14 protein-coding genes are annotated in these 13,574 nt (G+C 36.7%); 12 read left to right on the top strand and 2 right to left on the bottom strand.

All coding sequences use genetic code 11. The features are described 5' to 3' along the window. Positions 1-32 precede the first annotated feature (32 nt). Positions 33-1,058, top strand: a complete 1,026-nt coding sequence (trpS, locus tag RYL77_RS04325) for a tryptophan--tRNA ligase (protein WP_000165457.1) — start codon at positions 33-35, stop codon at positions 1,056-1,058. 152 nt (positions 1,059-1,210) lie between these two features. Next, entirely contained in the window at positions 1,211-2,689 is a 1,479-nt protein-coding gene (guaB, locus tag RYL77_RS04320) for an IMP dehydrogenase (protein WP_315010133.1), read from the top strand. 47 nt (positions 2,690-2,736) lie between these two features. Here guaB and recF read toward each other — a convergent pair whose 3' ends face one another. Continuing rightward, positions 2,737-3,834, bottom strand: coding sequence for a DNA replication/repair protein RecF (gene recF, locus RYL77_RS04315; protein ID WP_315010132.1), 1,098 nt, complete (start codon positions 3,832-3,834; stop codon positions 2,737-2,739). A gap of 2 nt (positions 3,835-3,836) precedes the next feature. Next, the gene (gene yaaA / locus RYL77_RS04310; RefSeq protein WP_315010130.1) at positions 3,837-4,205 is read right to left on the bottom strand and encodes a S4 domain-containing protein YaaA; all 369 of its coding nucleotides are present in this window, start codon (positions 4,203-4,205) and stop codon (positions 3,837-3,839) included. A 158-nt stretch (positions 4,206-4,363) separates the two neighbouring features. Between yaaA and yfmF the strand changes: the two genes are divergently transcribed. The 10 genes from yfmF to pcsB all read left to right on the top strand — a co-directional run bounded on the left by yfmF (position 4,364) and on the right by pcsB (position 13,404). Beyond that, entirely contained in the window at positions 4,364-5,614 is a 1,251-nt protein-coding gene (gene yfmF / locus RYL77_RS04305) for an EF-P 5-aminopentanol modification-associated protein YfmF (protein WP_315010128.1), read from the top strand. Further along, complete coding sequence (gene yfmH / locus RYL77_RS04300) at positions 5,611-6,894, top strand: EF-P 5-aminopentanol modification-associated protein YfmH (RefSeq protein WP_315010126.1); 1,284 nt, start codon at positions 5,611-5,613, stop codon at positions 6,892-6,894. Before yfmF ends, yfmH begins: the two co-directional genes overlap by 4 nt. A gap of 41 nt (positions 6,895-6,935) precedes the next feature. Continuing rightward, positions 6,936-7,763 carry a cytoskeleton protein RodZ gene (gene rodZ / locus RYL77_RS04295; RefSeq protein ID WP_315010124.1) on the top strand — a complete coding sequence of 276 codons (828 nt, stop codon included), beginning with the start codon at positions 6,936-6,938 and terminating at the stop codon, positions 7,761-7,763. 10 nt (positions 7,764-7,773) lie between these two features. Then, positions 7,774-8,319 (top strand): CDP-diacylglycerol--glycerol-3-phosphate 3-phosphatidyltransferase, encoded by a 546-nt coding sequence (pgsA, locus tag RYL77_RS04290; RefSeq protein ID WP_315010122.1) that lies wholly within the window; start codon positions 7,774-7,776, stop codon positions 8,317-8,319. Next, on the top strand, positions 8,316-9,143 hold the full coding sequence (locus tag RYL77_RS04285) for an energy-coupling factor ABC transporter ATP-binding protein (protein ID WP_315010121.1): 828 nt from the start codon (positions 8,316-8,318) through the stop codon (positions 9,141-9,143). Before pgsA ends, RYL77_RS04285 begins: the two co-directional genes overlap by 4 nt. Continuing rightward, a complete protein-coding gene (locus RYL77_RS04280) occupies positions 9,128-9,967 on the top strand; it encodes an energy-coupling factor transporter ATPase (RefSeq protein WP_102211449.1) in 840 nt (279 codons plus the stop codon). Before RYL77_RS04285 ends, RYL77_RS04280 begins: the two co-directional genes overlap by 16 nt. Further along, complete coding sequence (locus RYL77_RS04275; protein WP_042751848.1) at positions 9,960-10,754, top strand: energy-coupling factor transporter transmembrane protein EcfT; 795 nt, start codon at positions 9,960-9,962, stop codon at positions 10,752-10,754. The genes RYL77_RS04280 and RYL77_RS04275 overlap by 8 nt, the downstream gene beginning before the upstream one ends. 59 nt (positions 10,755-10,813) lie before the next feature. Then, entirely contained in the window at positions 10,814-11,632 is an 819-nt protein-coding gene (gene mreC, locus RYL77_RS04270) for a rod shape-determining protein MreC (RefSeq protein ID WP_315010118.1), read from the top strand. Then, entirely contained in the window at positions 11,632-12,126 is a 495-nt protein-coding gene (mreD, locus tag RYL77_RS04265; RefSeq protein WP_315010116.1) for a rod shape-determining protein MreD, read from the top strand. The genes mreC and mreD overlap by 1 nt, the downstream gene beginning before the upstream one ends. 93 nt (positions 12,127-12,219) lie before the next feature. Then, on the top strand, positions 12,220-13,404 hold the full coding sequence (gene pcsB, locus RYL77_RS04260; RefSeq protein ID WP_315010114.1) for a peptidoglycan hydrolase PcsB: 1,185 nt from the start codon (positions 12,220-12,222) through the stop codon (positions 13,402-13,404). Positions 13,405-13,574 lie beyond the last annotated feature (170 nt).

The following is a 13,574-nucleotide window of genomic DNA, read 5'->3' as shown; positions in this document are numbered from 1 at the left end:
TAATTGAAGAGACTATATCGAAGGAGAACAAAATGACTAAACCCATTATTTTAACAGGAGACCGTCCAACAGGAAAATTGCATATTGGACATTATGTTGGAAGTCTCAAAAATCGAGTATTATTACAGGAAGAGGATAAGTATGACATGTTTGTGTTCTTGGCTGACCAACAAGCCTTGACAGATCACGCCAAAGATCCTCAAACCATTGTAGAGTCTATTGGAAATGTGGCTTTGGATTATCTTGCAGTTGGATTGGATCCAAGTAAATCGACTATCTTTATTCAAAGCCAGATTCCAGAGCTGGCTGAACTATCTATGTACTATATGAATCTGGTTTCATTAGCACGTCTGGAGCGAAATCCAACTGTCAAGACAGAGATTGCTCAAAAAGGATTTGGAGAAAGCATTCCGACAGGATTTTTGGTTTATCCAATTGCACAAGCAGCTGACATCACAGCCTTTAAGGCCAATTATGTTCCTGTTGGAACAGATCAGAAACCAATGATTGAGCAAACTCGCGAGATTGTTCGTTCTTTTAACAATGCATATAACTGTGATGTCTTGGTGGAACCGGAAGGTATTTATCCAGAAAATGAGAGAGCAGGGCGTTTGCCTGGTTTAGATGGAAATGCTAAAATGTCTAAATCACTTAATAACGGTATTTATTTAGCTGATGATGCGGATACTTTGCGTAAAAAAGTAATGAGTATGTATACAGATCCAGATCATATCCGCGTTGAGGATCCAGGTAAGATTGAAGGAAATATGGTTTTCCATTATCTAGATGTTTTTGGTCGTCCAGAAGATGCTCAAGAAATTGCTGACATGAAAGAACATTATCAACGAGGTGGTCTTGGTGATGTGAAAACCAAACGTTATCTACTTGAAATATTAGAACGTGAACTGGGTCCTATTCGTGAGCGCCGTATCGAATTTGCTAAGGATATGGGAGAAGTTTATAATATGCTTCAAAAAGGTAGTGAAAGAGCGCGTGAAGTTGCAGGTCAAACCCTATCTGAGGTTAAAGGAGCAATGGGACTTCATTACTTTAACTAAGTTTATTTTTACAAGAAACTATCATTTCTATCTCAAAGAAAAGATAGTTTTTTATTTACCCCTGTAACATTTGACAAATTTTTATAGAATGGTATGATAGATACAATATAAAAAGAGTCAAGCTCAAAAATAAAGAAAAGAGGAAACTTCGAATGTCTAATTGGGACACTAAATTTTTGAAAAAAGGTTTTACCTTTGATGATGTATTGCTTATTCCAGCTGAAAGTCATGTGTTGCCTAACGATGCAGATTTAACAACTAAATTGGCAGATAATTTGACTTTAAATATCCCAATTATTACCGCTGCTATGGACACAGTAACAGAGAGTCAAATGGCCATTGCTATTGCTCGTGCAGGCGGTCTCGGAGTTATCCATAAAAACATGTCAATTGCTCAACAAGCAGAAGAGGTTCGTAAGGTAAAACGTTCTGAAAATGGAGTTATTATTGATCCCTTCTTCTTGACGCCTGAACATACAATTGCTGAAGCAGATGAGCTTATGGGACGTTACCGCATCAGTGGTGTTCCAGTTGTTGAAACACTTGAAAATCGTAAATTGGTTGGTATTTTGACAAACCGAGATCTTCGTTTTATTTCAGACTATAACCAACCAATCTCAAATCATATGACTAGTGAAAATCTTGTTACTGCTCCTGTGGGTACAGATCTTGCAACAGCTGAGAGTATTCTTCAAGAACACCGTATTGAAAAACTTCCTTTGGTAGATGATGAAGGCCGTCTTTCTGGCTTGATTACTATCAAAGATATTGAAAAAGTTATTGAGTTTCCAAATGCGGCTAAAGATGAGTTTGGTCGTCTTCTAGTTGCAGGTGCAGTAGGTGTTACTTCAGATACATTTGAACGTGCAGAGGCTCTTTTTGAGGCAGGAGCGGATGCGATTGTTATTGATACTGCGCATGGTCATTCTGCAGGTGTCTTGCGTAAAATTGCTGAGATTCGTGCTCATTTCCCAGATCGTACTTTGATTGCTGGAAATATTGCTACTGCTGAAGGTGCACGTGCCCTTTATGAAGCAGGTGTAGACGTTGTCAAGGTTGGTATTGGACCAGGTTCTATCTGTACTACTCGTGTGATTGCAGGTGTTGGTGTTCCACAAGTAACAGCTATCTACGATGCTGCAGCCGTTGCGCGTGAATATGGAAAAACGATCATTGCTGACGGTGGAATCAAGTATTCTGGAGATATTGTAAAAGCCCTTGCGGCTGGTGGAAATGCTGTTATGCTTGGATCTATGTTTGCTGGAACTGATGAAGCTCCAGGTGAAACTGAAATCTTCCAAGGACGTAAATTCAAGACTTACCGTGGTATGGGATCAATCGCAGCAATGAAAAAAGGTTCAAGCGATCGTTACTTCCAAGGTTCTGTCAATGAAGCAAATAAACTTGTTCCAGAAGGAATTGAAGGTCGTGTTGCTTATAAAGGAGCGGCAGCTGATATTGTCTTCCAAATGATTGGTGGTATTCGCTCTGGTATGGGTTACTGTGGTGCAGCTAACCTTAAAGAGTTGCATGATAATGCTCAATTTATTGAAATGTCTGGTGCTGGTTTGAAAGAAAGCCACCCTCATGATGTACAAATTACTAATGAGGCACCAAATTATTCTATGTAAAAGAAATGAAAAACTCCTGCGAAAACAGGAGTTTTTTTACAATATTGTCAAGTTTTGTTTACAACAACTTTACCATCTTGAATAGTGAAAATACTTAGATTTTCTGGTAGATTTTGAAGATGATCTAAGCTTGTTGTTGTAATAAAGGTTTGGATTGATTGAGAAATCGTTTCTAATAATTTTAACTGTCTAGTGTTGTCAAGTTCACTCATAACATCGTCAAGTAATAATATCGGAGATTCTGTAGTAATACTTTCCATTAATTCTATTTCTGCTAATTTTATAGAAAGTACGAGACTACGATGTTGGCCTTGACTTCCAAAACTAGCATCCATCCCATTTATATAAAAAGAAATATCATCTCGATGAGGACCGACACCAGTATTCTTTTTAAATAAATCTCTGGATCTACTTTTTTCTAAAGCAATTTTGAAAGATTCGGATAAGTCTTCTTTGTCAGTTATCTTGACAGAAGATTGATAGGATATTGACAACTCTTCAATTTGATTAGAGAGTTCAAAATGTTTCTTACACCCAAATGATTCTAGCTTTTTTATGAAATCTAAGCGGTGATTCATTACACGACATCCATAATCGACTAGCTGATCATCTAGTACTGAAAGGAAGGTTTCATCTATTGTTTGAGCTGATTTTAGATAGGTATTTCTTTGCTTAAGGATATGGTTATAATTGGTTAAATCTGATAAATAGATTGGCTTAATTTGCCCAAGCTCCATATCAATAAATTTTCGTCGAACTGAAGGTGCTCCTTTAATTAGTTGTAAATCTTCAGGAGCAAATAAGACAACATTCATGTGTCCTACATAATCTGAAAGGCGCGCCTGTTTTAAGTGATTAACTTTTGTCACACGCCCTTTTTGTGTTAGTTCGATTTCTAGGGGAATGGATCCAGTTTTTTTCTGAACGAGACCTGAAAGATGAAGTTGTTCCTCATCAAAATGAATGAGATTTTTATCTGTTCGAGTTCGATGACTACGTGTTAAGGCTAAAAAATAGATAGCCTCTAACATATTTGTTTTACCTTGTGCATTGCGTCCTAAAAAGACATTCAATTTAGGATTAAAGTCTATTTTCGTCTCTTTGTAGTTACGAAAAGTCTTGAGAGATAGGTGTTGTAGCCACATGATTATCTACCAGGGAATCGTGGAGCTTGTTTGCTTTTAGGTGATGAAGCAGGTTTCGATTTGTCTTTTTTAATTCCCTTATTCATCTCTTTGACGAGTTTAGCGATTCGTTCTTTTTCAACTTTATCAGCTTGGTATTCCTCTTGTTCTTCAGAAGTAGGTTGTGTCAACAAGATGTCAATGTTCATGTCAGGGATGTCAACTTTATCACCAATACGAAGTTTTTTACCACGACGACTTTCTAATTCCCCATTAAAGTAAACAGAATGTTCAGAGAGAAATGATTTGATAGCTCCTCCGCTATGTGTAATTCCAAGTTCTTTGAGTAGTGCTTGGAGGGTAATAAATTCTTCAAATAATTTGTATTCCATAATTCACCTCAATCTTTGGTATTATACCATATTTTCCTAAAAATGGTGATAGAAACAGGGATAAATGTAAGCGATTTTTATTTCAAAACTGTTACAGGGAACAAGAAAATTTCAGGTTTTCGTGATATAATAGAAGTCTGTATATAAGGAGGTAAATCATGGAGTTAGTGCATGGAATTTCAACACATTTTATCCAATCAAAAAAGTTTAAAACGAACAAAATAACCGTGCGTTTTACAGCTCCATTATCTCTTGATACGATTGCAGGTCGCATGTTGAGTGCGAGTATGCTAGAAACTGCCAACCAGATGTACCCCACTTCTCAAAATTTGAGGAGACACTTGGCCAGTCTATACGGTACAGATATGTCAACCAATTGTTTTAGAAGAGGGCAAAGTCATATTGTAGAATTGACATTTACTTATGTTCGTGATGAGTTTTTAAGTAAGAAAAATGTGCTAACTTCTCAGGTTTTTGAACTAGTAAAAGAGACTCTTTTCTCACCCGTGGTAGTTGATAATGGATTTGATCCGTCCTTATTTGAAATTGAGAAAAAACAATTGCTAGCAAGTTTAGCAGCTGATATGGATGATTCTTTTTATTTTTCACATAAAGAATTAGATAAATTATTTTTTCATGACGAATGTCTCCAATTGGAGTATAGTGATTTACGAAATCGTATTTTAGCTGAAACTCCACAAAGTTCTTATTCTTGTTTCCAAGAATTTTTGGCCAATGATCGAATAGATTTCTTTTTCCTAGGTGATTTTAATGAGGTTGAAATTCTAAATGTATTAGAATCATTTGGTTTTCTGGGTCGAGAAGGTAATGTGAAGGTTAAGTATTGTCAACCTTATTCCAATATCCTTCAGGAAGGCATGGTTCGGAAAAATGTGGGACAGTCTATTTTAGAGTTGGGATATTATTGCTCTGCTGAATATGGTGATGAGCAACATTTACCCATGATTGTAATGAATGGTTTACTTGGTGGATTTGCTCATTCTAAGCTCTTTACAAATGTCCGTGAAAATGCTGGATTAGCTTATACTATTTCAAGTCAGCTCGATTTGTTTAGTGGATTCTTGAGGATGTATGCTGGCATTGATCGAGAAAATCGGAATCAGGCTCGAAAAATGATGAATAATCAACTGCTTGATTTAAAAAAAGGTTATTTTACAGAGCTTGAGTTAGAGCAGACCAAGGAAATGATTCGTCGGTCTTTGTTACTTTCTCAAGATAATCAAAGTTCATTGATTGAACATGCTTATCAAAATGCCTTACTTGGAAAATCTTCAGCAGACTTTAAAGGTTGGATTGCAAAACTCGAGCAAGTTGACAAAGATGCTATTTGTAGAGCAGCTAATAATGTGAAACTACAGGCGATTTACTTTATGGAAGGAATAGAATGACAAAGGTTATTTTTGAAGAAAAATACTATCCAGCTGTAAAAGAAATGGTTTATCGAACTCGTTTGGCCAACGGATTGACAGTTGCTCTTTTGCCTAAAAAGGAATTTAAAGAGGTTTACGGGAGTGTCACTGTTCAGTTTGGTTCGGTAGATACGCTTGTCACAGAAGTTGACGGAGATGTAAAACAATATCCTGCAGGAATTGCTCATTTTCTTGAACATAAATTATTTGAGAGAGAAGATTCTAGCGACTTGATGTCGGTTTTTACGAGTCTAGGTGCAGATAGTAATGCCTTTACAAGCTTTACAAAAACAAGTTATCTTTTTTCAGCAACGGATCATTTTTTAGAAAATTTAGACTTACTTGATGAATTGGTAACATCAGCACATTTTACTGAAGATTCCATTTTAAGAGAGCAGGATATTATCCAGCAAGAACGAGAAATGTATCAAGATGATCCAGATTCGTGTTTATTCTTTTTAACTTTAGCGAATTTGTATCCTGGTACACCTTTAGCAACTGATATAGTTGGAAGTGAGAAATCGATTTCCCAAATAAATCTAACTAATTTGCAAGAAAACTTTACAAGGTTTTACAAACCTGTAAATATGTCTCTGTTTTTAGTTGGTAATTTTGATGTGGAGCAAGTACAGGACTATTGTGAAAGAAAAGAACTGGAAGATTCAGATGTTCAGGAAGTAGCAAGAGAAAAGTTGCTTTTACAAGATGTGAAGCCAACAGACAGTATGAGAATGGAAGTATCTTCTCCCAAACTAGCGATTGGGATTAGAGGTAATCGAGAAGTTGCTGAGGCGGATTGCTATCGACATCATATTTTATTAAAATTATTGTTTGCAATGATGTTTGGTTGGACTTCGGATCGTTTTCAAAAATTATATGAATCAGGTAAAATAGATGCGTCCTTATCTCTTGAAATTGAAGTAACAAGTCGTTTTCATTTTGTTATGTTGACAATGGATACGAAAGAGCCAGTTGCTTTATCTCATCAGTTTAGGAAGGCCATTCGTAATTTTACAAAGGATTTGGATATTACAGAGGATCATTTAGATATTATCAAAAGAGAGATGTTTGGAGAATTTTTCAGTAGCATGAACTCTCTTGAATTTATTGCAACGCAATATGATGCTTTTGAACATGGTGAGACAATTTTTGATTTGCCAAAGATTTTACAGGAAATTACTTTAGAGGATGTCCTTGATGCTGGACATCATTTAATAGATGATGGTGACATAGTTGATTTTACAATATTCCCATCGTAGTAACCTGTCATAATAGACACTAGAAAGAAGGGATGACAAGTATGAGGAAAAAAACAATTGGTGAGGTTTTACGTTTAGCTAGAACCAACCAAGGGTTGACTTTAGAAGAATTACATAAAAAAACAGAAATTCAGTTGGATATGTTGGAGGCAATGGAAGCTGATGATTTTGATCAACTTCCTAGTCCATTTTATACTCGTTCTTTTTTGCGAAAGTATGCTTGGGCAGTTGAGCTAGATGAGAGAATTATCTTGGATGCTTACGATTCTAGGAGCATGATTACTTATGAGGAAGTAGATGTTGATGAAGACGAGTTGACAGGTAGGAGACGTTCAAGTAAGAAAAATAAGACATCATTTTTACCTTTATTTTATTTTGTACTCTTTGCACTATCGATTGTCATTTTTGTGACTTATTATGTTTGGAATTATGTCCAGACTCAACCGGAGGCTTCATCTGCGTCTAGTTATAGTGTAGTCCAAGCAACAAGTACGACTAGTTCTGTGACTCCATCTTCAAGCAGCAGCTCATCTAGTAGTTCTTCTAGTATAGAATCGGCTATAAGTGTGTCAGGTGAAGGAAATTATGTAGAAGTTGCTTATAAAACGAGCAAGGAAACTGCAAAATTGCAATTATCAGTCTCAGATGCTAGAAGTTGGGTTAGTGTTTCAGAAAGTGAGCTTGAGGGTGGTGTAACCTTATCACCGGATAATAAAAGTGCGGAAACAACAGTTTCAACAAAAAATCCTGTGACTATTACTTTAGGTGTTGTCAAAGGTGTCGCCTTAACAGTAGATAATCAGACTGTTGACTTATCGAAATTAACAGCTCAGACTGGAAAAATCACTGTAACCTTTACTAAAAATTAAGGAAAAACGAATGAAAAAAGAACAAATTCCAAATCTCTTAACAATAGGTCGAATTCTCTTTATACCTATTTTTATCTTTATTTTAACGATAGGAAATTCGATAGAGAGTCATATAGTGGCAGCTATTATCTTTGCTGTTGCCAGTATTACCGACTATTTAGATGGATATTTAGCTCGTAAATGGAATGTGGTTAGTAATTTTGGTAAATTTGCAGATCCTATGGCGGATAAGCTACTAGTTATGTCGGCTTTTATTATGCTGATTGAGTTAGGTATGGCTCCAGCTTGGATTGTTGCAGTGATTATCTGTCGTGAGTTGGCTGTGACAGGTTTGAGGCTTTTACTGGTTGAAACTGGTGGAAGAGTTTTAGCAGCAGCAATGCCTGGAAAAATTAAAACTTTCAGTCAGATGTTTGCGATTATTTTCTTGCTATTACATTGGACTTTGCTTGGTCAAGTTCTACTTTATGTAGCCTTGTTTTTCACTATCTACTCTGGCTATGATTATTTCAAGGGTAGTGCCTATGTATTTAAAGGGACATTTGGTTCGAAATGAAATCAATAATTGATGTAAAAAATCTTTCTTTTCGCTATAAGGAAAGTCAGGAATACTACGATGTGAAGGATATTACGTTTCACGTGAAACGTGGAGAATGGCTTTCGATTGTAGGGCATAATGGTAGTGGTAAATCAACGACGGTTCGGTTAATTGATGGCTTACTGGAAGCAGAATCAGGAGAGATTGTAATTGATGGCCAACGGTTGACTGAGGAAAATGTTTGGAATATACGTCGTCAAATCGGTATGGTTTTTCAAAATCCAGACAATCAATTTGTTGGAGCGACTGTTGAAGATGATGTTGCCTTTGGTTTGGAAAATCAGGGTCTTTCTCGTCAAGAAATGAAAAAGAGAGTGGAAGAAGCTCTGGATTTAGTTGGCATGTTGGACTTTAAAAAGAGAGAGCCAGCGCGTCTATCAGGTGGCCAAAAGCAACGTGTTGCTATTGCAGGTGTTGTAGCCCTAAGACCAGCTATTTTAATCTTAGATGAAGCAACGAGTATGTTGGATCCTGAGGGGCGTAGAGAACTGATTGAGACAGTAAAAGGAATTCGAAAAGACTATGATATGACGGTCATTTCCATTACACATGATTTGGAAGAAGTCGCCATGAGTGATCGTGTATTGGTCATGAAAAAAGGGGAAATTGAATCAACCAGTAGCCCAAGAGAACTTTTCTCTCGAAATGATTTAGATCAAATTGGATTAGACGATCCTTTTGCCAATCAATTAAAACATTCTTTGAATCAGAATGGCTATGATTTACCTGAAAATTATTTGACAGAAAGTGAGCTAGAGGATAAGCTATGGGAATTGCTCTAGAAAATGTGAGTTTTACGTATCAAGAAGGGACTCCCTTAGCTTCAACAGCTTTGTCGGATGTTTCTTTGACGATTGAAGATGGTTCTTATACGGCTTTAATTGGGCACACAGGTAGTGGTAAATCAACTATTTTACAACTTTTAAATGGTTTATTGGTGCCAAGTCAAGGAAGTGTGCGAGTTTTTGATACCTTAATCACCTCGACTTCTAAAAATAAAGATATTCGTCAAATTAGAAAACAGGTTGGCTTGGTATTTCAGTTTGCTGAAAATCAGATTTTTGAAGAAACGGTTTTGAAAGACGTTGCTTTTGGACCGCAAAATTTTGGAGTTTCTGAAGAAGATGCGGAGCAGATTGCGCGTGAGAAACTGGCTCTGGTTGGAATTGATGAATCACTTTTAAATCGTAGCCCATTTGAGCTGTCAGGGGGACAAATGAGACGTGTGGCCATTGCAGGCATACTTGCCATGGAGCCAGCTGTATTAGTCTTAGATGAACCCACAGCAGGCCTGGATCCTTTGGGTAGAAAAGAGTTGATGAACTTGTTCAGAAAACTCCACCAGTCAGGGATGACCATCGTCTTGGTAACGCATTTGATGGATGATGTTGCTGAATATGCGAATCAAGTCTATGTGATGGAAAAGGGACGTCTAGTTAAGGGTGGTAAGCCAAGTGATATCTTTCAAGATGTTGTCTTTATGGAAGAAGTGCAGTTGGGAGTACCTAAAATTACGGCCTTTTGTAAACGATTGGCTGATAGAGGCGTGTCATTTAAACGATTACCGATTAAGATAGAGGAGTTCAAGGAGTCGCTAAATGGATAGTATGATTTTGGGACGTTATATCCCAGGAGATTCGATTGTTCACCGGTTGGATCCACGTAGCAAATTGCTTGCTATGATGCTACTGATTTTGATTGTGTTTTGGGCTAATAATCCCTTGACGAATCTAATTCTTTTCATAGCGACAGGGATATTTATTGCCTTGTCAGGAGTATCTCTTTCATTTTTTATTCAGGGCTTGAAGTCTATGTTTTTCTTGATTGCCTTCACAACTATTTTTCAACTGTTTTTCATTTCTAATGGGAATGTTTTATTTGAGTTTTCGTTTGTGAGAATCACGGATTATGCTTTGCAACAAGCTGGAATTATTTTTTGTCGCTTTGTATTGATTATTTTCTTTTCAACTTTGTTAACCTTAACAACTATGCCCTTAAGTTTGGCATCAGCTGTCGAAGCTTTGTTAGCGCCTTTAAAGCGTGTGAAAGTTCCAGTTCATGAAATTGGATTGATGCTGTCCATGAGTTTGCGTTTTGTCCCAACTTTGATGGATGATACGACTCGGATTATGAATGCACAGAAAGCGCGTGGAGTGGATTTTGGTGAAGGAAGCATTGTTCAAAAGGTGAAGGCTATGATTCCCATTTTGATTCCTCTTTTTGCAACAAGTTTAAAACGTGCGGATTCCTTGGCTATCGCTATGGAAGCGCGTGGTTATCAGGGTGGAAAAGGTAGAAGTCAGTACCGACAATTGGAATGGACTCGAAAGGATACGCTGACTATTCTTGTCATTATCGTACTTGGTTGTTGCTTATTTTTCTTAAAATCTTAGTAGCTTTTAAAAAATTGATAAAAAATTACTGTAACAGTTTTTGATATAAAGGTAGGGATATGAACCGTTTTAAAAAATCAAAATATGTCATTATTGTTTTTGTCACTGTTCTGCTTGTGTCAGCTCTCTTAGCGACGACTTATTCAAGTACAATTGTGACAAAATTAGGAGATGGAATCTCATTGGTTGATAGGGTTGTTCAAAAACCTTTTCAGTGGTTTGATTCTGTAAAATCAGATTTGGCTCATTTGACACGAACATATAATGAAAATGAAAGTTTGAAGAAACAGATTTACCAATTAGAAGTTAAATCAAATGAGGCGGAAAGTTTAAAGACAGAAAATGAACAACTGCGCCAATTGCTTGATATGAAGTCTAAATTACAAGCCACAAAGACTTTAGCAGCAGATGTTATTATGCGTTCTCCGGTATCTTGGAAACAGGAATTGACCTTGGATGCAGGTAAATCAAAAGGAGCTTCTGAGAACATGTTAGCCATTGCAAATGGTGGTTTGATTGGGAGCGTTTCAAAAGTAGAGGACAACTCTACTATGGTCAACCTTCTGACAAATACGGAAAATGCTGATAAGATTTCTGTTAAAATTCAACATGGTTCTACTACAATTTATGGAATTATTGTTGGCTATGACAAGGAAAATGAAGTTCTTAAAATTAGTCAATTAAATAGTAATAGCGATATTAGTTCAGGCGATAAGGTGACAACGGGTGGATTAGGAAACTTTAACGTTGCGGATATTCCTGTTGGTGAAGTGGTTGCCACAACGCATAGTACGGACTACTTGACACGAGAAGTAACAGTTAAATTGAGTGCAGATACTCATAATGTGAATGTGATAGAATTAGTGGGGAATTCATAATGAGACAGTTGAAGCGGGTTGGAGTGTTTTTATTGCTTCCTTTCTTTGTTCTAATTGATGCCCATATTAGCCAGCTTTTGGGCTCATTCTTTCCCCATGTGCAGTTAGCTAGTCATTTTCTATTTTTGTTTCTCTTATTTGAGACGATTGAAGTATCAGAGTATCTCTATTTAGCCCATTGTTTTGTAGTGGGTTTGGTTTATGACATCTACTTTTTCCACTTGATAGGAATTGCGACTCTGTTGTTCGTCTTGTTGGGGGTATTTCTCAATAAATTTAATAGTGTTATTTTATTGAATCGTTGGACGAGAATGTTGGCAATTATTGTCATGACTTTTCTATTTGAGATGGGGGCATATATACTTGCAATAGTGGTAGGTTTAACTGTGGATAGTATGTCTTTATTCATAGTCTACAGTTTAGTACCATCAATGATTTTAAATCTTATATGGATGATTGTTTTTCAGTTTATTTTTGAAAAATTTTATCTATGAGAAAGAAATACAAATGTAATAAAGGCGTAATATTTATTATGTCTTTTTTTGGTATACTAGTATTGTCTTAAATAGAAGGAGTATCTACGTACTATGAAGAAAAAAATCTTAGCGTCACTTTTACTAAGTACAGTAATGGTTTCTCAAGTAGCTGTTTTAACAACTGCGCATGCAGAAACTACTGATGACAAAATTGCTGCTCAAGATAATAAAATTAGTAACTTAACAGCACAACAACAAGAAGCCCAAAAACAAGTTTATCAAATTCAGGAGCAAGTATCTGCTATTCAAACAGAGCAATCAAACTTGCAATCTGAAAACGATAGACTACAAGCTGAATCTAAAAAGCTTGAGGGTGAAATTACAGAACTTTCTAAGAATATTGTATCTCGTAATGATTCGTTGCAAAAACAAGCTCGTAGTGCTCAAACAAATGGAGCTGCAACAAGTTACATAAATACGATTGTAAACTCGAAATCAATTACAGAAGCTATTTCACGTGTTGCTGCAATGAGCGAAATCGTATCTGCAAACAATAAGATGTTGGAACAACAAAAAGCAGATAAAAAAGCTATTTCTGAAAAACAAGTAGCAAATAATGATGCAATTAATACAGTTATTGCAAATCAACAAAAATTAGCTGATGATGCTCAAACATTAACTACAAAACAAGCAGAATTGAAAGCTGCAGAATTGAATCTTGCTGCTGAAAAGGCTACAGCAGAGGATGAAAAAGCAAGTTTACTTGAGAAAAAAGCTGCAGCGGAAGCAGAAGCTAAAGCAGCTGCAGAAGCAGAAGCTGCTTATAAAGCTAAACAAGCAAGTCAAGAACAAACAGTTGTTGCTTCTGGGAATACAACTTTTACAGCAGAAGTTCAAGCAGTTTCTGAATCATCTTCAAGCTATACTCCTGCACTAGTGAAACATCATCCAACGTATAGTACAAATGCTTCAAGCTATCCAACTGGTGAGTGTACATGGGGAGCTAAAACGTTGGCACCTTGGGCTGGAGACTACTGGGGTAATGGCGCACAGTGGGCTACAAGTGCAGCTGCCGCAGGCTTCCGTACAGGAACTACACCTCAAGTTGGTGCGATTGCATGTTGGAATGATGGTGGATATGGACACGTAGCCGTGGTTACAGCGGTTTCATCATCAACAAGTATCCAGGTCTCTGAATCAAACTATGGTGGAAACCGTACAATCGGAAATAAACGTGGATGGTTCAATCCTACTACGACTTCAGAAGGTTTTGTAACATATATCTATCCAAACTAATGAATGAAACGAAGAGGCTCGATGCGAGTCTCTTTTGTGTTGTGTATAGTGAAGCTACTTTCAAAATCTACTAAAATAGCTTGAAAATATTGGAAAAGTATGGTAAAATGAAAAATGTCGTGTGAACGATAATACTCATTCTTGATGAATTGTGAAGCAGTTGCCCTTGG

The organism is uncultured Streptococcus sp., assembly GCF_963516515.1.
In the GTDB taxonomy this organism is placed as follows: Bacteria; Bacillota; Bacilli; order Lactobacillales; family Streptococcaceae; genus Streptococcus.
The sequence above is the reverse complement of the archived record's forward strand: the minus strand, read 5'-3'. Positions and strand labels throughout refer to the sequence as shown.